Source organism: uncultured Salinicola sp. (genome assembly GCF_937921195.1).
Lineage (GTDB): Bacteria > Pseudomonadota > Gammaproteobacteria > Pseudomonadales > Halomonadaceae > Salinicola.
Genome location: NZ_CALFQK010000107.1, coordinates 24,542 through 46,260, shown reverse-complemented (window position 1 = coordinate 46,260; position 21,719 = coordinate 24,542). Strand labels below are relative to the sequence as shown.

Below are 21,719 nucleotides of genomic sequence, written 5' to 3'. Positions count from 1 at the left end.
GCAGAAATGCTCGGCAAACGACATGGTGGTCGGCTCGCCGGTGGTACCGGCGGCAACGATGGCGTCCGTGCCGTGATCGAGATGGAAATTGACCAGGCGGCGCAGCGCCTCCCAATCGATCTCGCCACCGGCTTTCATCGGCGTCGCCATGGCAACGATACTGCCTGTGATCATCTTGCAGCTCTCTCTCTGTGACCGGATGGGCGGCCGGCCGCCTTGCCCAATCGATATCGAACGACCGGAAACCGAATTGCCGGCCGGATGCACCCCGGTGCCTGAGTCATTGGCGTGCCCTCCGCAGGCCAGGCCAACGCTTCCCGGTTCCGGGCTCCAGCACGTCGGACATGATGTCGATGCGGTCATGGCGCCTGCCCAGGCGCGATTTCACGCCCCCAGATGGTACTCAGGCAGCTCCAGCGTGTACAGCCGCCAGGTTGGCTGTCGCCGCGATCGTCGCGACCTCCGGCAACCGGCAAGGTATCGGCTACCGAGCATTGACCGCCAGGATCGGCTATCGTTCGCCACTCACTTCCCGGTTTCGGAGCGCCTAATGACACTCAGCGTTGGACAACCCGTAGAAGACTTCTCCGCCGAAGCGACCGGCGACACGCCCTTCCGACTCGGCGACTATCGCGGCAAACAGGTGGTGCTCTACTTCTACCCCAAGGACAGCACGCCCGGCTGTACCACCGAGGGTGGCGACTTCCGCGACAGGATCGGCGAGTTCGAGGCCGCCAATACGGTCGTCTTCGGTGTCTCGCGGGACGGCCTCAAGTCCCACGAGAACTTCAAGGCCAAGCAGGGCTTCCCGTTCGAGCTGATCTCCGATCGCGACGAGGCGATCTGCCGCCAGTTCGACGTGATCAAGCTCAAGAAGATGTACGGCAAGGAGCACCTGGGCGTCGAGCGCAGCACCTTCCTGATCGACGCCGACGGCAAGCTCGCCCGCGAGTGGCGCGGCGTCAAGGTCCCGGGCCACGTCGACGAGGTGCTCGCCGCGGCTCAGGAGCTCAATCGCTGAAGATAATTGGGCCGCACCGCATCAAGCCCGGCGACATGTCAGCCGCGGGCCGCCAATAAGGCGGTCCGCGGCCGAACACAACCATGCCACGACCTCCCATTACCCTGTCCCTTCCGAGCCCCCTTGCACCACCGAGAGTCAATTTCGTTCAAGACACTCAGACGGATCTCTTTGATAGTTGCTCCAATCACGGTCACCAATCTCCCGATCACTCACTACGGGCCGGGTGACAGCTCTCAATCGATCGTGAGACGACCGGATGGAACCAATGGAAGCTACAGGGAAAGCAAGGAAACAGGCCATGCTACACCGGGTTCAATCTGCGCACACCGCACTGCCTGGCGCTCATCTCATCGAGATCCAGTCGGATCGACGATTCCCCCGTCACTCGCACGACGAGTACGGCATCGGCGTGATGCTCGACGGCGGACACGTCTCGTGGAGTGGCCGCGGAAGCGTCGAGGCAGGCCCGCGTCACGTGATTACGGTCAATCCCAGCGAGCTTCACGACGGTATCCCGATAGGCGGTTCTGCGCGCCGCTGGCGCATGCTGTTCGTCACTCCGGACCTGATCGAGAACACCCTCGGCACCGAGCTGGCCTCGCGTGAATTTCGCCATCCGACGATGATCGACCCCGCCTTGACCAGGCGCCTACTCCACGGCATGGCGGATATCCCCAACAGCGTTCCCGACGAGATCACGGAAATCATCGGCGATCTGTTCGGCGCGCTGCTCGACACGTCGCTTCCGATACCAACGGCCGCCCCTCCTTCATCCGCGGTTCAGCGAATGCTGGAACGACTTCATGACGACCCGCTCGACGCCCCAGCGCTCTCCGAGCTGGCCCGCATCGCCGAGCTGACGCCCTACACCGCGCTGCGCCGGTTCCGGCGCGAAGTCGGCACCACTCCCCATGCCTATCTCAAACAGCGCCGCGTGCGCCTGGCCTGCGCAGCAATCAGCCGAGGCACCTCCCTGACGGAAGCCGCTGGCGCGGCCGGGTTTGCGGATCAGAGCCATATGACACGGGCTTTCGTGCACCAATTGGGCGTGACGCCTGGTCAGTGGCGTGGTTGATTCATCGCCCTCTGAACATCGGAACTCATCTCACCATGACCCTCGAATTTCTGCTGACCGCCCTCATCGTTGTGGTGCTGCCAGGCACCGGCGTGCTCTACACACTGGCCACGGGATTGGGACGAGGCGCACGCGCTGCCATGCTCGCCGCGCTGGGCTGCACACTGGGCATCGCGCCCCAACTACTGCTGGCCACGCTGGGCCTGACGGCCATCCTGGAAAAGAGCGGCACCCTTTTTCAGGCAATGCGCATCGCGGGAACGCTCTATCTGCTATTCATGGCGTGGCAGGTATGGCGGGCGCAGGGAGTGATGGCCGTCGATAGTCAGCACTCGCCTCGCGGTGGCCTGGCGCTGATCGGCACGGGCATCTGGCTCAACCTGCTCAACCCCAAACTGGGTCTATTCTTCCTCGCCTTCCTGCCCCAGTTCGTACCGGTCGACAGCGCCGACGCACGTAGCGATTTTCTCCTTCTCGGCTTGGTGTTCGTGGTCATGACATTGATCGTGTTCATTGGCTATGGACTGATGGCGGCTTGGGTCCGCGATCATGTCATCGGCAGGCCACGAGTGATGGCATTCATTCGCTATGGCTTTGCTGCCGCTTTCGTACTGCTGGCCCTGCGTCTCGGTTTCGAAAGACTCTGACCCCGCCAGCGCAGCGAAAGAGAGATTGCGCGGCTCAGCCGCCCGCGGAGGTGCCTTATCCCGTTCCTGCGCGGCTTCACCCACGCGTCACGCCTCGGCCTGGACCGACTCCCCTCGCGGCCAGGCCTGCACCAGCGCCTTGATCAGGGTCGCCAGCGGAATGGCGAAGAACACCCCCCAGAACCCCCACAGCCCGCCGAAGAACAGCACCGCCAGGATGATCGAGACCGGGTGCAGGTTGACCGCTTCCGAGAACAGGATCGGCACCAGCACGTTGCCGTCGAGCGCCTGCAGGATGGCGTAGGCCACCAGCACGTAGAAGAACTGGTCGCCGACGCCGAAGTGGAAGCCGGCTACCGCCGCGACGGGCAGCGTCGCCACCGCGGCGCCAATGTAGGGCACCAGCACCGACAGGCCCACCATCAGCCCGAGCAGTGCCGAATAGGGCAACCCGAACGCCCAGAAGACGATGAAGGCCACGCTGCCGACGATGATGATCTCGATCGTCTTGCCGCGCACGTAGTTGGCGATCTGGTCGTCCATCTCCTGCCAGATGCGAGTCATCAGCGTACGCTTGCCGGGTAGCATCGACAGCATGAAATCGACCAGCCGCTCGCGGTCCTTGAGCATGAAGAAGACCAGAATCGGCACCAGCACCAGATAGATGATCACCGCCATCAGGTTGCCCAGCGACGCCAGCGAGAAGGTCAGCGCGCGCTGACCGAGCTGTGACGCCTGGTGACCCGCCGTGGCGATCCAGCCCTGGACCTGGTCCGGGGTGACGATGGTGGGGTATCTGGCCTGCATTTCTCCCAGCCAGCGCTGGCTGCTGGCGAACATGTCGGGGGCCTCCCTCACCAGTTCGACCAGCTGGTTCCAGACCAGCGGCATCACGATCAGCGCCAGCGCCAGCAGCGCGCCCACGAACAGCAGGAAGACCAGCCCCACCGCCAGCAGTCGCGGCAATCCGCGCCGTTCCAGCCAGGCCACCACGCCCTGCAGCAGAAAGGCGACCACCAGCGCGGTAAAGAACGGAGCCAGCGCACCGCCGAGCCAGATGACGATGGCAAAGCCGCCGATCAGCAGCGCCAGCAGGACGATGGCCTCCTCGTCGGACAGGTACCGCTCGAACCAGTTACGCAGGATGCCCTTCAAACTCATGCTCGCGCCTCTCCATCGGCTTTACGCAGCCAGTAGCGATACACACCCGACTTCTCTTCGCGCCCGACCAGCGCATGTCGGCTATGCTCGACGAAACTTTCGAAATCCCGCCACGAACCGGCGTCCGTCGCGATCACCTCGAGCAGCTGCCCGGCCTGCATGCCCGCCAGCGCCTGCTTGGCTTTCAGCAGCGGCAACGGGCAGCTCAGGCCGGAGGCATCCAGTCGACGATCCGGCTGTTGAGACATGACATACCCCAGATTGATTGAAAAGAGGCCCGCTGGCGCGACAAGCCCGCCACGACGGCTGTTGCAACGCCCGGTTTTTCCAGGGTCTGTTCACACTCTCCACGCGTCGTATAGTGTGAACAGGCCCTAGGCAACGTCTGCGACAAGCTGCGGTCGAACGCATGATAGCGCAGACCACCATCGGCCACCCCGGCTTCAGCCTGAATGAGGATCGAGATCGTCAGCATGAAACGTCAACGACTGGCATCATTCAAGCGGCGCCTGCTGGCCGTTTCACTGCTTTCCGCGGGACTGGCCGGCACCCTGCCGACCGCGCACGCCCAGCAAGGCTATCAGCTCCCGGATCTCGGCAGTACCAGCGCCGCCGTCACGTCCAACGACGAGTATCGTCTGGGTCGTGCCTGGCTGCGTCAATTCCGCGCCCAGACCGATCCGTGGCAGGACCCGATCACCCAGACCTACGTCCGCTCGATGCTGGCCAAGCTGGTGCCCTACAGCGGGGTCAACGAGCGACTCGTGGTGACGATGGTCGACAGCCGCCTGCTGAACGCGTTCGCCGTACCCGGAGGGGTGGTCGGGGTCAACGCCGGCCTGTTCGCCACCGCGCCCGACGAGGGTGAGTTCGCCTCGGTGCTGGCACACGAGCTGGGGCATCTGGCCCAGCGCCACTACGCCCGGCGCATGGAGCGGGTGGAGGAGACGCAGCTGCCCACCATGGCGGCGATGCTGGCCGGGATGATCTTCGCGGCAGGCGGTGGCGGTGGCGCGGGCATCGCCGCGATGATGGGCTCGCAGGCGGCGTTCATCCAGGATCAGCTCGCCTACTCCCGCCGGTTCGAACAGGAGGCCGACCGCGTGGGCCTCAACGCCATGGCCAAGGCCGGTTACGACCCGCAGGCGATGCCGGAGATGTTCCGCACGCTGCAGAAACTCGCCGCACTCCAGGGCGGCAATCCCCCCGAGTTCCTGCTGACCCACCCGGTCACCGAATCGCGGATCAGTGACACCCAGGCCCGGGCCGACCAGTTGCCCTCGCCGCCACACCGGGACGACCCGACCTACGCCATGATCCGCGGGCGAGCATTGCTGATGCTCAACCGGGATAACCCGACCCAGGCGATGACGGCGCTTCGCCAGGACGATCCGCCGCCGGCCGCCGTCCGCTATCTGCAAGCGCTCACCGATGCACAGCAGGCGCGTCCCGACGCGGCGCTGAAGACCCTCGATGAGCTTGCCAGAGATTATCCCGACCTTTCGATGATCCCCGCCACCGCCGCCCAGGTCGCCTACGACGCCGGGCGCCACCCGGACGCACTGGCGAGGGCACGACACATCCTGCGGCTGTCTCCCGGCTATTATCCGGCGCAGTGGGTGCAGGCGGAGACACTGGTGCAGACGGCGCCGGCGCAGGCGTTCGACGTGCTGCGAGCGATGAGCGAGCAGTATCCGGAGGATCCCAACGTGTTCGGCCTGCTCTCCGAGGCGGCCGGCCGCACCGGCCGCGATGCCTGGGGCCAGCTGGCCCGCGCCGAGCAGCTCCAGCTCGAGGGTCGCATCGACACCGCCATTCGTCAGATCGATTCCGCCGAAAAAGTCGCCAAACAGAGTGGCGACTACGCCATGGCTAGCCGCATCGAGCAGCGACGCAAGGATTTCCTCGGCTACCGGGACACCATGCGGAGCTTCTGACCGAGCGGTCTCAGGCTGGCGCGCCAGCCTGCCCCTCGAGATGTGCCACGACCGCATCGCAGAACACCATCGGATCGATCACCAATCTGCCGAGCGGTTTCGGCGCGGCGGCATTCTGCGCGATCACGATGTCACGCGCCGGATTGACGTAGATGAGCTGGCCGTGAATTCCCCTCGCGGCGAAGGCGCGATCCCGGCGCGAGGGTTCCGTCCAGGCAGTCCACCACATGTAGCCGTATTCCAGTGGCGATTGGCCTCCGACGAGAGTGGTGGGTCGCGTGGCGGCGTCGATCCACCCCTCGGGTAGCAGCGGTTGGCCGTCGATCCTGCCGCCGTCGAGCATGAACTGGCCGAAGCGTGCGTAATCCCTCAAGGTTGCCGCGATGCCGCTACCGCCGATCTCGACGCCGTCGGCGGACTCCAGCCACCAGCGGGCATCGCTCTCCATGCCGTAGGGCTGCCACAGTTTCTCCGAGAGATAGTCGGACAGCGGTCGGCCAACGGCTCGCCGAACCAGTTCGGCGAGAATCTGCGTCTCGCCGGTGCTGTAGTTATGGAGCGTCCCCGGTCGGGCGGCGCGGGGCAGCGCTGCCATCACCTTTATCGCCCCGCCCGGCCGCTGGGCGACCTGCGCCTTCAGCAGCGCGCGACGATCGGATCGGGGATCGGTGTAGGTCTCGTTCCAGGCGACGCCGGACGCCATCATCAGCAGGTCGCGCAGGCTGACGCCCTCGTAGGCGCTTCCCGCCAGCGCCGGTACGTAATCGGTCACCCGCGAGGAGAGGCCCTCGGGGATCAGACCGTCCCGGATCGCCATGCCGGCCAGCGTCGAACAGATGGACTTGGCCACCGACATCGACATCCAGCGGGTATCGCGCCGATTGCCGCGCTGGTAGGTCTCATGAACGATCTCGCCGTGGCGGAGCACCAGCAGACCGGTGACACTGTTCAGCGCCAGGTAGTCGTAGAGATCGTAGGCGTCGCCGTTGGCGCTGGCGATCACGCCATCGAGGCTCGCCGGCGCCTGCCCGAGCGGACGCGGCGAAGCGCCAGCGGCGATGATTCGAGTGGGAAACAGGCGGTCGATATTGCGAAAGGTGTTCACCGCCAGATCGGGGGTCAGACGGCCGCTGTAGGCCTGCTCGATGTCACCGATCGGCTCGTCGGCATGATGGTAGATGGCGCTCGAGCAGGACGGCTCGAGGCGAGACGCGTCGGCGGGACGGGCAAAACCTGGCTGGAGCGAACTGGACGTCATGAGAGCTCTCCTGAGGGAATCCTCAATCAGTAACACAGCCACGCGAAGACGTGCATCGATTTGTCGGCGAAGAGGGGAACCGCTGAAATGGTGGGTCGTGTAGGATTCGAACCTACGACCAATTGGTTAAAAGCCAACTGCTCTACCAACTGAGCTAACGACCCGAAACGTGCCACCGACAGCGGGCGCTGCGCAGTGATGCCGAAACGGCGAGGGGGAGATCGATGGTGGGTCGTGTAGGATTCGAACCTACGACCAATTGGTTAAAAGCCAACTGCTCTACCAACTGAGCTAACGACCCGAAACGTGCCACCGACAGCGGGCGCTGCGCAGTGATGCCGAAACGGCGAGGGGGAGATCGATGGTGGGTCGTGTAGGATTCGAACCTACGACCAATTGGTTAAAAGCCAACTGCTCTACCAACTGAGCTAACGACCCCTTCCGACTGGGCGCACATATTACTCATAAGCCTCGGAGCAGGCAAGCGTTTTTTCCCGCCCCGAGGCCGCTGGCGCAACGCCGGAATCAGGAGTCCTGGCGACGCGGACGACGCGGTTTCTTCATCGCCGTCACCGGACGACGCTTGTTCTTGTCGCGACTCCAGCGATTTTTCTCGTCCGGCGTCAGCTCGGGCACCTTGCGCGGTTCGAGACCGGCGAGGTTCGACAGCTCGTCGATCTCGTCCTGGGTCATCTCGGTCCACTCGCCGGCCTTGGCCCGCTTGTCGAGGAAGATATTGCCGTAGCGAACCCGCTTCAGGCGGCTCACGGTCAGCCCCTGGGACTCCCACAGCCGCCGAACTTCCCGGTTGCGCCCCTCCAGGATCACGACGTGGAACCAGGTGTTGATACCCTCGCCGCCAAACTCCTGGACGTCGGAGAAGCGTGCCGGACCATCCTCGAGCATCACACCCTCGACCATGGCGACCACGTGCTCGCGCTTCACTTCCCCCATGACGCGGACGGCATATTCGCGCTCGATCTGGTGCGAGGGGTGCATCAGCCGGTTGGCCAGTTCACCGTCGGTGGTGAACAGCAGAAGCCCGCTGGTATTGATGTCGAGGCGGCCGATCGCGATCCAGCGTTCGCCCTTCAGTCGCGGCAGGCGTTCGAACACGGTCCGCCGCCCCTCCGGATCCTTGCGCGTGCACAGCTCGCCCTCCGGCTTGTTGTACATGATGACCCGGCGAGGTACCTCCTCGACGGCGCGCAGGTTGATGGCCCGGTCGTCCAGCGCCACGCGGTCGCGCGACCCGACACGATCGCCCAGCTTGGCGACCTGGCCGTTGACCTTGATCCGGCCGGCGCTGATCGCGGTTTCCATTTCGCGTCGCGAGCCATATCCGGCGCGCGCCAGCACTTTCTGCAATTTCTCGGTATTGGTATCCGTCATGATGCTTCATTGCCTCATCGGCTAGTCGCCACCTCCCGCCCGGCCTGTCGGCAGTTCGGTTCGAGGCGACTTCAGGTGTCCGTGTCCGTTCCATGCTGGTCCGAATCGGTGCCGCTATCCGGCACCTCCGATTCATCCCGACGTCTGCGGGCACGTTCGGCCAGTCGCGCCTCGAGCTCGGCAAAACTCGGCGACTCGCCGGGGGACGCCATCTCGGCGTGTTCGTCAGTGTCGGACTCAGGTTCCGACGTTGCCGATACCTCTTCCCAACCGGCCGGTGTGTCGTCGAGCGGTGCGGTGTCATCGACACCGGCTTCGGCATCGCTCTCGCCCGTCTCGTCAGCGCCGGGCCCGACATCGGGAGCGACGCCATCGGGCACATCGGCGAACGGCTGGTGCATGGCCGTTTCGAACGTCTCGAAGGACTTGAGTTCATGCATCGGCGGCAACGAATCCAGCGTCTGCAGCCCCAGGTCATCGAGAAACGCCCGGGTGGTGGCGTAGACCGCCGGCCGTCCCGGCACGTCGCGATGGCCGACGACCCGGATCCAGCCCCGCTCCACCAGCGTGCGCATGATCGAGCTGCTGACCGCCACGCCGCGCACCTCCTCGATGTCCCCACGGGTGACCGGCTGGCGGTAGGCGATCAGCGCCAGCGTCTCGAGCAGTGCCCGCGAGTAGCGTTGCGGTTTCTCGTCCCACAGCCGCGACACCCAGGGCGAATAGCGCTGACGGATCCTGATCTGGTAACCCGAGGCCGACTCCTGCAGCTCCAGCGCGCCGCCGGCCGCCAATCGCTCGGACAGCTTATTTAGCGACTCGCGAAGCGCGGCGCGGGCCGGCGGCTGCCCCGAATCGAACGGGCCGTCGCCGAACAGCGCCTCGATCCGCTCCAGCGAGAGCGGCTCACCGGCGGCCAGCAGTACCGCTTCCAGAATCTCGTCCAGCGCTGGGATCACGTAAGGGTCGGTCAGGCGGTTCATGCCCGGGTCTCGCCGTCGCCGTTATCGGATTCATCGACGCCTGTCGCCGACGCGGACGTTGCGGCCTCGAAAGCCGGCTCGCCCTCGATGTCGCCATCGTCGCCTGCGGCACAGTCCTCGATCGCCAGCCTGGCACGCAGGTGTATTGGCGAGAGCGGCGCATTCTGCACGATTTCGATCATCGACTCACGCGCTAATTCGAGAATCGCCATGAAGGTGACGATGACCCCGGCGCGACCCTCGGAAAGGTCGAACAGCGCCTCGAACGGCGTGTAGCGATCGGCGTTCAATTTGGCCATGATCGAGAGCATCCGCTCGCGGGTCGAGAGCACCTCGCGACTGATCCGATGGGACTGGCGCAGATCGGCCCGCTTGAGCATGCCGCCGAGCGCGCCCAGCAGATCGTTCAGCGATACGTCGGGATGGACCACCCGCGGCTCGAGTTCCGGCAGCGCCGCCTGCGCCGGATACCAGTCGCGCCCCATGCGCGGCAGCGCGTCGAGTTCCTCGGCGGAGAGCTTGAGCTGTTCGTACTCCTGCAGACGCCGGATCAGTTCGGCCCGCGGATCGGCTTCCTCGTCCTCGTCGTCGCCCTTGGGCGGCCGTGGCAACAGCGTGCGCGACTTGATCTCGGCGAGCATCGCGGCCATCACCAGATACTCGCCGGCCAGGTCGATCTCCATCGCCTGCATCAGATCCACGTACTCGACGTACTGATGGGTGATGGCGGCGACGTTGATGGCCAGGATGTCGAGATTCTGCCGCCGGATCAGATAGAGCAGCAGATCGAGCGGCCCCTCGAAGGTCTCGAGGAAGACCTTGAGCGCTTCCGGCGGGATATAGAGATCCTGCGGCAGCTCGGTCAGGCGCTCGCCGTTGACCCGGACCACGAAGTCGAGTGGCAGCTGCCCCGACGGCGACGCCTCGGCGGCATCGGGTCGTTCGGATTCGATCACGCTCACGCCGCCTCCCGGATCATGACTGGACAATAATCGCAGTCTAACAAGGCAGGCAACGATGGCCTATCGACACGACGTCGACGGACCCACAGTGGAGACGTCGCCATCGTCGGATATCAGGCGGGTTGGCGCGAAAATCGCCGGTAGGTGAATTCGTCGTCTCGGCTCGAATCGATGATCGCCAGCGTCTGGATCTCGTCGTGGTAGGGAGAGAGCTCGCAGACCGGGTCCATCTGGGTGGCGTCGCCGGTCAACATCAAGGCCTGGCAGCGACAGCCGCCCCAGTCGATCTCGCGCCGGTCGCAGCTCTGGCAGGCGTCCGGCATCCAGTCGGTACCGCGATAGGCGTTGAAGGCGGGGCTGTGCTGCCAGATATCGCCCAGCGAATGCTCGCCCACGTTCCAGAACTCGAGGCCGGGGATCGTCTCGGCGGCGTGGCAAGGCAGCACCTTGCCCGCGGGCGTGACGTTGAGCGACTGTCGGCCCCAGCCGTTCATGCAAGGCTTGGGCAGCCGCGCATAGTAATCCGGCACCACGGCGTCGATCACCAGCTTGCCCTTGAGCCGCCCGCGGGCCGCCTCCACCAGATCCAGCGCCTCCATCACCTGTTCCCGCGGCGGCATCAGCGCGCCACGGTTCTGAAGCGCCCAGCCGTAATACTGCGCATGCGCGATCTCGAGGCGCCGCGCGCCGAGTGCCAGCGCCAGCTCGACCAGATCGGGGATCTGATGCAGGTTGGCGCGATGGATCACAGTGTTGAGCGTCAACGGCAGCCCGACGTCGGTCACCTCGCGAGCGAAGGCCAGCTTCTTGTCGAAGGCGCCGGGCAGGTTGGCGATATGATCGTTGACCTCCGCCGTCGCACCCTGCACCGAGAGCTGGACGTGATCGAGCCCGGCGTCGGCCAGCGCTTCGAGACGCGCGCGACCGATATTGACCCCGGCCGTGATCAGGTTGGAGTAGAGGCCGTGTTCGGCGCAGCTCGCCACCAGCGCTTCCAGATCCTGGCGCAACGCCGGCTCGCCACCGGAAAGATGCACCTGCAGCACGCCGAGCTCGGCCGCCTCGGCGAAGACCCGCTGCCAGGTCTCGGTATCGAGCTCCTCGCGCTTGCGGGTCAGTTCGACCGGGTTGGAGCAGTACGGGCACTGCAGCGGGCAGCGATGGGTCAGTTCCGCCAGCATGCCAATAGGGGGTGGCTGCATCGAGGGCGACTGACGCGCTTCCGACGGGGTATTCATGTCACTTCCAGGACGTTCTTGGTGATCAGGTCGGCGAGCATCGCGCGCACATCGACGAGTATGCGCTCGCGGGGCGCCGCGAAGGTTTCAGCCAGATCGTCGACGATGGCGGCGATATCGCGCTCGCCGTCGACGCGGGTGAGCACCTGCTGGGCGATGGGATCGAGCTGGAACACCCGCTCCGGCGCCAGCAGCACCCAGCCACCGCGGGCCTTGTCCTCGCGCAGCCGCACACCGCGCGGGATCTTCACCACGTCGGATTCGTGAAGACCGGGCACGCCGCCGGCGTCGCCATTGCTATGGGTATCGGCACTCATCGGGCATGCCTCCCGTGGTCATTCAGGCCGTCACCTTCGATCTCCTGCCCTTCGACGCCGCTGCCCCAGGCGCCCGGCGGCACCTGGCCCGCGGACTTCGAGCCGGAACCGACATAGGCGTGCTGAAGCGCATCGAGCATCGCCCACAGCACGCTGCACTTGAAGCGCAGCGCATCGATCACCGCCTGCTGCTGGTCGGCGCGCACCGCGTGGCGCTTGACGTAGTCGAGCGCCATCTCGGCATCCCGCGGCGCCTGGGTCAACCGCGGCTCGAAGTAGGAGAGCGTCTCGCGGGAGACGAAATCGTAGTGTTCGAGCATGCCGCGCACGCGCTGGCCGATCACCATCGGCGAGAACAGCTCGGTCAGCGACGAGGCGATCGCCTCCAGCAGCGTCCGGTCGCGCACGAAGTGGGTGTAGGCCTCCACGGCAAAGCGCGTCGCCGGGAGGATGCCGCGGGTCGAGACGACCAGCTCCCGCGACAGGCCGAGCCCGTCGGTTAGCTTCAGCCAGCGCTCGATGCCGCCCTCGCCCGGCGCTTCTCCGTCATGGTCGACCAACCGCGAGCGCCAGGTGCGGCGCAGTTCGGGATCGTCGAGTCTCGCCATCAGCGAGGCGTCCTTGATCGGGATCATCGCCTGGTAGTAGTAGCGATTGAGCGCCCAGGCCTGGACCTGGCGCTTGTCGAGCTCGCCGTTCTGCAGCATCAGCTGGAACGGATGACGATGGTGATAGCGCGTCTCGCCGACCTCGCGCAGGCGTGCTTCCAGCGCCTCCATGCTCAGCGGCTCGATGAGATCCGGATGATTCTCGAAAGAGAGGCTCAACAGCTCAGCTCCATGCCGTCATGGGCGATCTCCCAGCCGGCGCGCTCGGCGGCCCGACGCTCCGGAGAGTCCGCGATCAACACCGGGTTGGTGTTGTTGATGTGGACGAAGACACGCTGGCCCAGCGAGAGTTCGGCCAGCGCGGCGATGCTGCCGTCTTCACCGGACATCGACATGTGGCCCATGCGTTGCCCCGTCTTGTGGCCGACGCCCGCCCGTACCATTTCATCGTCCCGCCACAGGGTGCCATCGAACAGCAGCAGGTCGGCACCGTCGAGGCGCGCGGCGAGTGCCGGAGTCATCGCCGCACAGCCGGGAATGTAGAACGCACGCTTGTCATTGCCGATCAGCTCGACGCCCACCGTGCTCTCGCCTTCGATGCCGATCTCGACCCGGTCGCCCTCGAGATAGAGCGCGGTCTTGCCCGGCACCGCGAACAGCCGGGCTTGCAGGCCCTCGAGCAGCGCAAAGGGCTGATCCAGGGCGATCGATTCGCGGCTGACGTGGTCGGGGTTCAGCACCTCGAAGATCGGACTGCCGCGCAGGACATCCTGAATCATCGGCGTTGCCAGCAGTCGGAACGGCGAGCTCTCGCGCAGATTGAGCAGCCCGCCAATGTGATCGACGTCGGCATTGGTCAGCAGCACGCTGGCGATCGGCGTATGCCGTCGACCCACGCGCGGATGCAGTGCCGGCGTCTGTTGAATCTGCTTGAGAATGTCGGGCGCGCAGTTAATCAGCGCCCAGTTTTCGCCGTCGACACTGACGGCAATCGAGGATTGGGTCCGTGGCGTGACGCGTGGGTCGCCCTCCCAGACCAGGCGGCACACGTCGCAGCGGCAGTTCCACTGAGGCGAACCGCCACCGGCGGCCGCCCCCAGTACGCGCAGCTGCAGGGCAGCGCCGCCGCGCGTGTCTTGCTGTTGGCTCAAAATTCAGCGGGCATGTAGTCGTTGATTTCCATGCCGACGCAGATTTCCTTCACTTCCGGGGTTGTCCAGCTCATGGGGAGCTCCTTGATCTTCGGTTTGGGGTGAGCGCTCGAACGAGCGGCACTTCATTCTAGCCAAAGGGCGCGATTGGCCCAATGCTTTTATTAGCAAGAAAACGATTCTACCCTTCGGCGCCTGCCGTGTCCGCCGTGCGATAACGCCCGACATAGTCGAACAGCTTCTCGTCGACCCGCCAGTGGCGTCCGGTCTTGCGGCCGATGACGAAGTCCGGCGCGCGTAGGCGCCCCGCTTCGGCAGCCGCCTGCTCGGCCGAGCCGGGCCGCCAGCCACTGCCCGGTGCGCGCAGATGCTGGCGGAGAAAGACGCGCGCGAACACATGCTGCTGCGCCGGCGTGTCGAGCCCGAACCACTCGTCCAGCGTCTCGCCATCCTCGTCGTGGTAGGTCACCTTGAGCCGCGGCACGCCGCGCCCGTTGGTGGTCGCCTCGAGCTGCATGCCACTCACCCGCAGCACCTTGGCGTGACGCAGCTTGAGCGCATCGCGCAGCTTGTCGTCCGGGTCGACCAGGCGCTCGCCGCAGTGGCCGCAGGCACGCGCGGCGATATCGTTCTCGCCCCCGCACTGCTCGCACACCTTGAAGCGAAAACGGAACGTGCATTGATGTCGACTCTCCACGGCGCCCGACTCCGCGCCGGCATCGACCTCCTTCTCCGGGTTTGACCTTCCGCTTTTCGCGCAGTCTTGGGCGCGTGTAGAGAGCGCGGGGCTTTGGCCGCGTGTGAAAAGAAGCCCTTGACAGCGCCGACCATGATGTTCGATCACAAGATCGCCGTCGCGCTTGCCCCAGAAGGTATTGGCGAAGCCGCATTCGGGGCATTCGACCTGCACCGGTTCGCTTTCGCCGTCCGGGCGCGCCTGGGCAATCTCCGGCGCGTAGAGGTCCCACGGATTGCCGGCGTAGTCGAGGATCAGGCAGTCGGTCTTGCCCGGCGAGAGCCGCAGGCCGCGGCCGACGATCTGCTGGTAGAGGCCCACCGATTCGGTCGGGCGCAGAATGGCGATCACATCCACATGGGGGGCATCGAAGCCCGTGGTGAGCACGGCAACGTTGACCAGGTACTTGAGCTCGCGGGCCTTGAACGCGGCAATCAGGCGCTCCCGCTCCACCCCCGGCGTCGCCCCGGTCACCAGCGCGCTCTCCTCCGGCGGCAACAGCCCCAGCACTTCCTCGGCGTGGGCGACGGTGGCGGCGAAGATCATCACGCCCTCCCGGTCCCGGGCTCGCTCGATCACGTCATCAACGATCCGCGGCGTGGCGCGATTGCCCTGCACCACGCCATTCAGATCGCGCTCGGCGAACTGGCCGTTGCGCTGCGGCATCAATCGGGAGAAGTCGTAGAACGCCAGGGCACCATCGATGCGCCTGGGCTCGGCGAGGTAGCCCTGACGCACCATGACACGCAGCGGCTGCTCGAACACGCAGTCGCGGAAGAACGCCTCCTCAGGCCCTTTCACCATGCCGTGGTAGTGGCGGTGATAGAGAAAGCCCTCGCCGAGCCGATAGGGCGTTGCCGTCAGCCCCAGCACCTTGAGGCTGGGTCGCGCCTCGCGCAGCCGTGCGATCACCCTCTCGTAGGAGGAAGCGCTGCGTCGGCGTTCGCTCTCGGCCTTGCCGGCGCCGCGGGCCAGCGCCTCTTTGGAAATCGATAGGCGATGGCATTCGTCGATCACCAGCAGCGTGAACTCGCCGGTGGCGAAATCATCCAGTCCGTTGACCACGGACTGCACCGAACCGAACACCACCTGGCGCCCGCTCTCCTTGCGCCCCAGCCCGGCGCTGAAGATATCCGCCTCCAGGCCGTAGGCCAGGTACTTGGCATGGTTCTGCTCGACCAGTTCACGCACATGGGCCAGTACCAGCACGCGACCGCGGGCGCGCCGGGCCAGTTCGGCGATGACCAGGGACTTGCCGCTTCCCGTCGGCAACACGACCACGGCCGGATCGTCACTGCCACGGAAGTGCGCGATGACGTTATCGACGGCTTGCGTCTGGTAGGGGCGAAGTCGAGGGGCGGGATTGGTCGAGGCGGGTCTGGACATGAGCGGCATGGTACTCAGGTCGCGCGGCCGAGGGAACGGCTCGATCGCGGCCTACGGCACAGCACTTTGACTGCAGCGATCAAAGACGCGCGCCCACTCCCTCTACATCTTTAGTTGAATTGCCATTAATGATCGATTCGATCAAATTGTCAATCGTTTCGATCATCTGGAAGCGCTGAATAAATCGGCAAGCGGTGGTGTAAAGCACAAGGCGTACGGAGCACAGGCTCGAAGCGAAGCGGCACCGCACAAGAAGTGATTTGCTCGCGCAGGCATTTATGCAGGGTTTCCCTAGCGAACCACTCGCCACGCATGGCGCACGGGAGTCAACCCATGAAACTGCTCGCCACGATCCAGAAGGTCCCCGGAGGCCTGATGGTGGTTCCCCTCATCTTCGGTGCCGCGCTCAATACCATCGATCAGCTTCACCTGTCCTGGATCACCGCGATCCTGCAGTGGCTGGGGGCAGGGCAAACCGACAGCGGCCAGTACGAATTCCTGCGTATAGGCGGTTTTTCCCAAGAGTTGTTCAAGGATGGCGCGCTGGTACTGATCGCGCTGTTCCTGTTCTGCTCCGGTAGCCAGATGAACCTGCGCGTGGGGGGCAAGGCGCTCAAGAAAGGCGCCCTGCTGGTCACCGCCAAATACCTGACCGGTTTGGCGGTGGGCGTGGGCCTGGGGCTGATGTTCGATCCGATCGACGGCCTGCTGGGTCTTTCGACGGTGGCGATCATCGCCGCCATGACCAACGGCAACGGCGGCATGTATGCGGCCTTGACCAGCCAGTACGGCAATCGCTCGGACACTGGCGCGGTGGCGATCCTGTCACTCAACGATGGCCCGTTCTTCACCCTGATGTCGCTGGGTCTGCTGGGCTCCCAGTTCCCGGTGATCGCCTTCATCGCCGTGCTACTGCCGATCGCGCTGGGGATGCTGCTGGGCAATCTCGATCGAGACATCCGCACCTTCCTCAAGCCCGGCGAGATACTGCCGGTCCCCTTCTTCGCCTTTGCCCTGGGCGCCAACATGAACCTGGCGGCCTTCTTCAATCCCGAGGTCGTGGGCGCCGGTCTGCTGCTGGGGGTCATGACCACGATTCTCACCGGTGGCGCGGGTATCCTGGTGTTCCGGCTGTTCCGCGAGCCCAGTGTCATCGCGCCGGTGTCCGAAGCGACCACGGCAGGCAACGCCGCCGGCACGCCGGCCGCCATCGCTGCCGCGGCGGCGGTGGCCGCCAACTCGGGCATGATGAGCGCGGCCGAGGCGCAGAGCTATCACGACCTGGTCAACATCGCCACGTCGCAGATCTCGATCGCCACGTTGACGACCGCCATTCTGGGGCCGATCGCCGTGATGCTGGTCGACCGCTGGCAAAAGAGGCGCGGTATCGACGGCACCCTCGAGGACGAACCCCATCGCCGTGCCGACGAGGACCTGAATACGGCGCGCAACGGTTGAGCGACGTCACGTCGATATCGTGGCATGCTGAAACCCAAGCTATTCCCTGGCGGCGCGAAAGCGCCGTCAACCTGGAGCCTGCATGAAAACCTCTCTGCTCTACGGCAAGGGTGAGCTGGCACTCGACTTGCCGGACGACGCTTTCGTCGTCGAACCGCCGACGCAACATGCCATGGTGAATCCCGAGGCCGGGGTTCGCGAAGCGCTCGAGACGCCGATCGGCACCCCACCGCTCAAGGAGATGGTCAAGGCCAGCGACCGCGTCGCCATCGTGATCAGCGACATCACCCGGCCTACGCCCAACCACCTGCTGGTGCCGCTGCTGATCGAAACGCTCGATCACGTGCCGCACGAGAATTTCGTCATCATCAACGGCACCGGCACCCACCGCGACCAGACGGTCGAGGAGCTCCGCGGCATGCTGGGCGACTGGGTGGTGGATCACATCGAGATCATCAACAACCACTGCGACAACTACGATGAACTGGTCAACGTCGGCGACAACAGTTTCGGCTGCCCTTCCTGGCTCAACCGTCGCTGGGTCGAGGCCGATTTCCGTATCGTCACCGGCTTCATCGAACCCCATTTCTTCGCTGGCTTCTCCGGCGGACCCAAAGGGGTGATGCCGGGCATCGCCGGGCTCGAAACCATCATGACTTTCCATAATGCCCGCATGATCGGCGACCCGCGTTCGACCTGGGGCAACATGGACGACAATCCGCTGCAGGCGATGACCCGCGAGATCAACGCCCTGTGTCCGCCGCACTTCATGCTCAACGTCACGCTCAATCGCGACAAGGCGATCACCCGGGTGTTTGCCGGCGATCTCACCGAGGCGCACCGCCAGGGTTGCGAACATGAACTCGAGCACGCGATGGTGAAAGCCGATCGGCGTTTCGACGTGGTGATCACCGGCAATTCCGGCTATCCGCTGGACCAGAACCTCTATCAGGCAGTCAAGGGCATGAGTGCCGCGCACAAGATCGTCAAGCGCGGCGGCACCATCCTGATGGCCTGCGAGTGCTCGGATGGCATCCCCGACCACGGCAAGTTCGCCGAGATTCTGGCCATGGCCGATTCACCCCAGGCCCTGCTCGAGATGATCGAGGATCCGGAATTCGCCATGCTCGACCAGTGGCAGGTGCAGAAGCAGGCGGTCATCCAGAGCTGGGCCGACGTGATGCTCTATTCGACACTGAGCGACGATCAGGCGCGCGCCGCGCTGTTGGAGCCCGTCCATGACATCGCCGAAACGCTGCAGGCATTGAAAGCACGTTACGGCGAGGAAATGTCGATTGCCGTGATGCCGCTGGGACCGCTGACGGTACCCTATGTTGATGACTGAGCTGTGTCGATGACTGAACGTCCGGTCGACGGACACACGACGGGAGGGACCCAATGACCTCGATGGCTCGAAGCGAACGGATCGACGCCTTGAGCGTGGACGCGGCGGCGCCGTCACGCCCGCACAGCGTGTCGCTGACCGCCGACGTGACCCAGGGCGCCGAACTCGAGGCCAAGCTGGAACGCCTGCGTCACGTGCTTCGCGAGATGGGCGACGTGGTGGTGGCGTTCTCCGGTGGCGTCGACAGCACCTTCCTGCTGGCCATCGCGCTGGAGACGCTGGGCCGGGAACGCGTCCTGGCGGTCACCGCCGACTCGGAATCCTATCCGTTCGAGGAACTCGATGCCGCCCGCGAACTGGCCCGGCGTCTGGAGGCGCCGCACCGGGTCATCGAGACCTCGGAGATCGCCATTCCCGGCTACGCCGAGAACGACGCCAACCGCTGCTACTACTGCAAATCCGGCCTGTTCACCCATCTGGCGCCGATCATGGTCGACGCCGGATTCCATAATATCGTCTTCGGCCTGATCGCCGACGACGACGGCGAACATCGCCCCGGCACCCAGGCGGCCCGCGAATATGGCGTGCGCGGACCGCTGCACGAGGTCGGACTCTACAAGGCCGAGATCCGCGAACTCTCCCAGGCCATGGGGTTACCGACCTGGAACAAGCCTTCGCTGGCCTGCCTGTCGTCGCGGGTCGCCTACGGCGAACGTATCACGCTGGAGAAGCTCGAGCGGATCGCCGAAGCCGAGCGCCGCGTCAGAGCTCTGAACATCGGCCAGCTCCGCGTGCGCCATCATGGCGAACTGGCGCGGATCGAAGTCGAACCCCAGGACATGGCGACGGTGCTCGAACATCACGACCGGCTGGTCGCGGAACTCACGGCGCTGGGATACGCCTGGGTGACGCTGGATCTGGCCGGCTACCGCAGCGGCAGCATGAATCGACTGCTGCCTTGAATTTAGTTCGACGGGAAATTGCATGACCGAACGCCCTGACCGCCCCATTTCCGACCTGGGATTCGCCCGCGTCGATCACGCTCGCGAAGCTCGCAACGGCGTCCCCGAAGTCGTGTTCGGCGAGGGCAAGCAGGCCGATCAGATCAGCGCCATCGTCGCCCGCCTGATCGATCGTCACCAGCGGGCGCTGGTCACCCGACTCGATGCCGAGCGTGCCGAACGCGTGCTTCAGGATCATCCCCACGGCCACTACGATCCGATCAGCCGTTTGCTTTCGTGGGGTGCCTCGCCGAAGCGTCTCCCCGGCACCGTGGCAGTGATCTGCGCCGGCACCTCGGACCTGCCCGTGGCCGAGGAGGCGGCTGGCACGCTCAATTGGCTGGGGGCCAACGTCGCCCGACTCAACGATGTCGGCGTCGCCGGGCTCGATCGACTTCTGGCCCACCGCGAGGCACTGACCCGGGCCGATGTGCTGATTGTGATTGCCGGCATGGAAGGCGCGCTGCCCAGCGTGATCACCGGGCTGGTGCGCAACCCGGTGATCGCGGTACCGACCTCGGTGGGCTACGGCGCCAGCCTGCAGGGCATTACCGCCCTGCTCGGCATGCTCTCGGCGTGCGCCACCGGCATGAGCGCGGTCAATATCGACAACGGTTTCGGCGCCGCCTGGCAGGCCGCCAGCATTCTCTCGCTGCTCGAGCGGGGGCCCGATCCGCGGCCCGCCAGCTTCGACAGTTCGGCAGCCGCCGCCGAGGGACCCGCCGAATCCGCCTCAACAGGGCCCCGCAGCTCATGAAGACGCTTCATATCGACTGCACCTTCGGCATCGCCGGCGACATGCTGCTGGCGGCGCTGGTGGACCTCGGCGCCGATCTGGAAGGGATCGCGGCGTCGTTGCGCCGCTTGCCGATCGATCCGTTCGCACTCGAGACCCGGCCGGTGGATCGCTGCGGTATCCGCGCGCGGTTGCTCGACATCGCGCTCGAGCCCGCTGGTGGCGTTCATCCTCATGATCACGGTCATGAGCATGTGCACGGCCACGCCGGCCACCCTCACCGCCGGGCGGGAGATATTCTGACAATGGTCGCCGATGCCGATCTGCCTCCTCGCGTAAGGCGCCGGGCGACGGCGATCTTCACCGCCATTGCTCAAGCCGAAGGGCGAATCCATGGAATCGATCCCGCCGAGGTTCATCTGCACGAAGTGGGCGCGATGGACTCGATCATCGACATCCTCGGCGTCTGCCTGGCACTGGAAGCCCTCGATGTCGAGACGATCACCGCAACCCCGGTGCCGGTGGGATACGGCGTGGTCAGCATGGCCCATGGCCGCTTTCCGATCCCGGCGCCGGCGACACTGGAACTGCTCAAGGGCGTGCCGCTATCCACCTTCGAGCCCGATGTCACGGGCGAGCTGACCACACCCACCGGCGCCGCGTTCCTGGCCACCCTGGTCGACTCGTTCCGCTCCGCTGCGGCGGGTACCCCGGTCGAGATCGGCTACGGTGCCGGCAACCGCGACTTCCCCCATCCCAACGTGCTGCGCGTGATTTCGATGGAAACAGCGGTACCCGATCAGGGCAGAGAGACCATCGCCGTGCTGGCCTGCCAGCTCGACGACGCCACCGGGGAGCAGCTCGGTCACGTGATCGAGCTGCTGCTGGAGGCCGGCGCCCTCGACGTCTTCTTCACCCCCGTCACCATGAAAAAGTCCCGGCCGGGCCATCTGGTGACGGTGCTGGCGCCGCTGAACCGGGCGGAGGCGCTCGAACTGCTGATGCTGCGCCAGACGCCGACGTTCGGCGTGCGCCGTCACGACACCAGTCGACGTATCCTGGAGCGCCGGATCGAAACGGTGGAAACCCCCTTGGGAAGCGCCAGGGTCAAGATCGGTTCTCTCGAGGGAGAGACGTTGCGGACCACACCGGAATTCGAGGATGTGAGCGCGCTCGCCTTCCGCCACCGCCTGCCGTTCGTCGAGGTCCAGCAAGTCATCCTGGCGGCCTGGCACCGATCCCGGGAGCGCCGGCCCCGACCTTGATCGATTCGATCATAATGGCGACCGACGAGGCGGCTCGAT

22 protein-coding genes and 3 tRNA genes are annotated in these 21,719 nt (G+C 65.3%); 9 read left to right on the top strand and 16 right to left on the bottom strand.

Going from position 1 to position 21,719, the window contains the following annotated elements; genetic code table 11:
- A partial coding sequence (locus tag Q0602_RS12155) for a dihydrodipicolinate synthase family protein (RefSeq protein ID WP_298843556.1) occupies window positions 1-174 on the bottom strand: 174 nt, incomplete at its 3' end.
- A gap of 376 nt (window positions 175-550) precedes the next feature.
- On the opposite strand from Q0602_RS12155, the gene Q0602_RS12150 reads away from it, so the two are divergent.
- The 3 genes from Q0602_RS12150 (at window position 551) to Q0602_RS12140 (ending at window position 2,746) form a co-directional block, all read left to right on the top strand.
- On the top strand, window positions 551-1,021 hold the full coding sequence (locus Q0602_RS12150) for a peroxiredoxin (protein WP_298843548.1): 471 nt from the start codon (window positions 551-553) through the stop codon (window positions 1,019-1,021).
- Between the two features lie 301 nt (window positions 1,022-1,322).
- Window positions 1,323-2,099: an AraC family transcriptional regulator gene (locus Q0602_RS12145; RefSeq protein ID WP_298843545.1), complete on the top strand. Its 777-nt coding sequence runs from the start codon at window positions 1,323-1,325 to the stop codon at window positions 2,097-2,099.
- 35 nt (window positions 2,100-2,134) lie between these two features.
- Complete coding sequence (locus Q0602_RS12140) at window positions 2,135-2,746, top strand: LysE family translocator (RefSeq protein ID WP_295035064.1); 612 nt, start codon at window positions 2,135-2,137, stop codon at window positions 2,744-2,746.
- Window positions 2,747-2,833: 87 nt separating this feature from the next.
- Here the strand turns inward: Q0602_RS12140 and Q0602_RS12135 are convergent, their stop codons facing one another.
- Entirely contained in the window at window positions 2,834-3,907 is a 1,074-nt protein-coding gene (locus Q0602_RS12135) for an AI-2E family transporter (RefSeq protein WP_298843540.1), read from the bottom strand.
- Window positions 3,904-4,155 (bottom strand): sulfurtransferase TusA family protein, encoded by a 252-nt coding sequence (locus Q0602_RS12130; RefSeq protein ID WP_295035060.1) that lies wholly within the window; start codon window positions 4,153-4,155, stop codon window positions 3,904-3,906. Before Q0602_RS12130 ends, Q0602_RS12135 begins: the two co-directional genes overlap by 4 nt.
- A 225-nt stretch (window positions 4,156-4,380) precedes the next feature.
- On the opposite strand from Q0602_RS12130, the gene Q0602_RS12125 reads away from it, so the two are divergent.
- On the top strand, window positions 4,381-5,844 hold the full coding sequence (locus Q0602_RS12125; RefSeq protein ID WP_298843537.1) for a M48 family metalloprotease: 1,464 nt from the start codon (window positions 4,381-4,383) through the stop codon (window positions 5,842-5,844).
- 10 nt (window positions 5,845-5,854) lie between these two features.
- Here the strand turns inward: Q0602_RS12125 and Q0602_RS12120 are convergent, their stop codons facing one another.
- From Q0602_RS12120 to Q0602_RS12065, 13 genes are all read right to left on the bottom strand, one after another.
- A complete protein-coding gene (locus Q0602_RS12120; protein ID WP_298843535.1) occupies window positions 5,855-7,102 on the bottom strand; it encodes a serine hydrolase in 1,248 nt (415 codons plus the stop codon).
- A gap of 88 nt (window positions 7,103-7,190) precedes the next feature.
- A tRNA-Lys gene (locus Q0602_RS12115) sits at window positions 7,191-7,266 on the bottom strand.
- 61 nt (window positions 7,267-7,327) lie between these two features.
- A tRNA-Lys gene (locus Q0602_RS12110) sits at window positions 7,328-7,403 on the bottom strand.
- A gap of 61 nt (window positions 7,404-7,464) precedes the next feature.
- Window positions 7,465-7,540 (bottom strand) — tRNA-Lys (locus tag Q0602_RS12105).
- A gap of 87 nt (window positions 7,541-7,627) precedes the next feature.
- Window positions 7,628-8,494: a 23S rRNA pseudouridine(2605) synthase RluB gene (gene rluB, locus Q0602_RS12100; RefSeq protein WP_110598005.1), complete on the bottom strand. Its 867-nt coding sequence runs from the start codon at window positions 8,492-8,494 to the stop codon at window positions 7,628-7,630.
- A gap of 71 nt (window positions 8,495-8,565) precedes the next feature.
- Complete coding sequence (scpB, locus tag Q0602_RS12095; protein WP_298843528.1) at window positions 8,566-9,477, bottom strand: SMC-Scp complex subunit ScpB; 912 nt, start codon at window positions 9,475-9,477, stop codon at window positions 8,566-8,568.
- Complete coding sequence (locus Q0602_RS12090; protein ID WP_298843553.1) at window positions 9,474-10,382, bottom strand: ScpA family protein; 909 nt, start codon at window positions 10,380-10,382, stop codon at window positions 9,474-9,476. The genes scpB and Q0602_RS12090 overlap by 4 nt, the downstream gene beginning before the upstream one ends.
- A gap of 170 nt (window positions 10,383-10,552) precedes the next feature.
- On the bottom strand, window positions 10,553-11,677 hold the full coding sequence (pqqE, locus tag Q0602_RS12085) for a pyrroloquinoline quinone biosynthesis protein PqqE (protein WP_298843526.1): 1,125 nt from the start codon (window positions 11,675-11,677) through the stop codon (window positions 10,553-10,555).
- Complete coding sequence (gene pqqD / locus Q0602_RS12080; protein ID WP_298843522.1) at window positions 11,674-11,994, bottom strand: pyrroloquinoline quinone biosynthesis peptide chaperone PqqD; 321 nt, start codon at window positions 11,992-11,994, stop codon at window positions 11,674-11,676. The genes pqqE and pqqD overlap by 4 nt, the downstream gene beginning before the upstream one ends.
- Window positions 11,991-12,821: a pyrroloquinoline-quinone synthase PqqC gene (gene pqqC, locus Q0602_RS12075; protein WP_298843519.1), complete on the bottom strand. Its 831-nt coding sequence runs from the start codon at window positions 12,819-12,821 to the stop codon at window positions 11,991-11,993. The genes pqqD and pqqC overlap by 4 nt, the downstream gene beginning before the upstream one ends.
- Window positions 12,818-13,753, bottom strand: coding sequence for a pyrroloquinoline quinone biosynthesis protein PqqB (pqqB, locus tag Q0602_RS12070; protein ID WP_298843517.1), 936 nt, complete (start codon window positions 13,751-13,753; stop codon window positions 12,818-12,820). The genes pqqC and pqqB overlap by 4 nt, the downstream gene beginning before the upstream one ends.
- Window positions 13,750-13,827, bottom strand: a complete 78-nt coding sequence (pqqA, locus tag Q0602_RS25355) for a pyrroloquinoline quinone precursor peptide PqqA (protein WP_075569317.1) — start codon at window positions 13,825-13,827, stop codon at window positions 13,750-13,752. Before pqqA ends, pqqB begins: the two co-directional genes overlap by 4 nt.
- A 107-nt stretch (window positions 13,828-13,934) precedes the next feature.
- Complete coding sequence (locus Q0602_RS12065; RefSeq protein ID WP_298843514.1) at window positions 13,935-15,875, bottom strand: DEAD/DEAH box helicase; 1,941 nt, start codon at window positions 15,873-15,875, stop codon at window positions 13,935-13,937.
- Window positions 15,876-16,208: 333 nt separating this feature from the next.
- Between Q0602_RS12065 and Q0602_RS12060 the strand changes: the two genes are divergently transcribed.
- From Q0602_RS12060 to larC, 5 genes are all read left to right on the top strand, one after another.
- Window positions 16,209-17,333: a 2-keto-3-deoxygluconate permease gene (locus Q0602_RS12060; protein ID WP_298843511.1), complete on the top strand. Its 1,125-nt coding sequence runs from the start codon at window positions 16,209-16,211 to the stop codon at window positions 17,331-17,333.
- Window positions 17,334-17,415: 82 nt separating this feature from the next.
- Window positions 17,416-18,678 (top strand): nickel-dependent lactate racemase, encoded by a 1,263-nt coding sequence (gene larA, locus Q0602_RS12055; protein ID WP_298843508.1) that lies wholly within the window; start codon window positions 17,416-17,418, stop codon window positions 18,676-18,678.
- 53 nt (window positions 18,679-18,731) lie between these two features.
- Window positions 18,732-19,640 (top strand): ATP-dependent sacrificial sulfur transferase LarE, encoded by a 909-nt coding sequence (larE, locus tag Q0602_RS12050; protein ID WP_223119709.1) that lies wholly within the window; start codon window positions 18,732-18,734, stop codon window positions 19,638-19,640.
- 22 nt (window positions 19,641-19,662) lie between these two features.
- Window positions 19,663-20,436 (top strand): nickel pincer cofactor biosynthesis protein LarB, encoded by a 774-nt coding sequence (gene larB / locus Q0602_RS12045; protein ID WP_298843498.1) that lies wholly within the window; start codon window positions 19,663-19,665, stop codon window positions 20,434-20,436.
- Entirely contained in the window at window positions 20,433-21,680 is a 1,248-nt protein-coding gene (larC, locus tag Q0602_RS12040; protein WP_298843495.1) for a nickel pincer cofactor biosynthesis protein LarC, read from the top strand. The genes larB and larC overlap by 4 nt, the downstream gene beginning before the upstream one ends.
- The last annotated feature ends 39 nt before the right edge of the window (window positions 21,681-21,719 follow it).

What these genes read in the sequence shown, in the direction of transcription:
- larC (WP_298843495.1), top strand. Translation starts at nt 20,433, where the DNA reads ATGAAGACGCTTCATATCGACTGCACCTTCGGCATCGCCGGCGACATG.
- Q0602_RS12145 (WP_298843545.1), top strand. Translation starts at nt 1,323, where the DNA reads ATGCTACACCGGGTTCAATCTGCGCACACCGCACTGCCTGGCGCTCAT.
- pqqD (WP_298843522.1), bottom strand. Translation starts at nt 11,994, where the DNA reads ATGAGTGCCGATACCCATAGCAATGGCGACGCCGGCGGCGTGCCCGGT.
- pqqE (WP_298843526.1), bottom strand. Translation starts at nt 11,677, where the DNA reads ATGAATACCCCGTCGGAAGCGCGTCAGTCGCCCTCGATGCAGCCACCC.
- larE (WP_223119709.1), top strand. Translation starts at nt 18,732, where the DNA reads ATGACCTCGATGGCTCGAAGCGAACGGATCGACGCCTTGAGCGTGGAC.
- Q0602_RS12150 (WP_298843548.1), top strand. Translation starts at nt 551, where the DNA reads ATGACACTCAGCGTTGGACAACCCGTAGAAGACTTCTCCGCCGAAGCG.
- Q0602_RS12120 (WP_298843535.1), bottom strand. Translation starts at nt 7,102, where the DNA reads ATGACGTCCAGTTCGCTCCAGCCAGGTTTTGCCCGTCCCGCCGACGCG.
- Q0602_RS12140 (WP_295035064.1), top strand. Translation starts at nt 2,135, where the DNA reads ATGACCCTCGAATTTCTGCTGACCGCCCTCATCGTTGTGGTGCTGCCA.
- pqqA (WP_075569317.1), bottom strand. Translation starts at nt 13,827, where the DNA reads ATGAGCTGGACAACCCCGGAAGTGAAGGAAATCTGCGTCGGCATGGAA.
- scpB (WP_298843528.1), bottom strand. Translation starts at nt 9,477, where the DNA reads ATGAACCGCCTGACCGACCCTTACGTGATCCCAGCGCTGGACGAGATT.
- rluB (WP_110598005.1), bottom strand. Translation starts at nt 8,494, where the DNA reads ATGACGGATACCAATACCGAGAAATTGCAGAAAGTGCTGGCGCGCGCC.
- Q0602_RS12125 (WP_298843537.1), top strand. Translation starts at nt 4,381, where the DNA reads ATGAAACGTCAACGACTGGCATCATTCAAGCGGCGCCTGCTGGCCGTT.
- Q0602_RS12060 (WP_298843511.1), top strand. Translation starts at nt 16,209, where the DNA reads ATGAAACTGCTCGCCACGATCCAGAAGGTCCCCGGAGGCCTGATGGTG.
- Q0602_RS12130 (WP_295035060.1), bottom strand. Translation starts at nt 4,155, where the DNA reads ATGTCTCAACAGCCGGATCGTCGACTGGATGCCTCCGGCCTGAGCTGC.
- Q0602_RS12065 (WP_298843514.1), bottom strand. Translation starts at nt 15,875, where the DNA reads ATGTCCAGACCCGCCTCGACCAATCCCGCCCCTCGACTTCGCCCCTAC.
- larA (WP_298843508.1), top strand. Translation starts at nt 17,416, where the DNA reads ATGAAAACCTCTCTGCTCTACGGCAAGGGTGAGCTGGCACTCGACTTG.
- Q0602_RS12135 (WP_298843540.1), bottom strand. Translation starts at nt 3,907, where the DNA reads ATGAGTTTGAAGGGCATCCTGCGTAACTGGTTCGAGCGGTACCTGTCC.
- larB (WP_298843498.1), top strand. Translation starts at nt 19,663, where the DNA reads ATGACCGAACGCCCTGACCGCCCCATTTCCGACCTGGGATTCGCCCGC.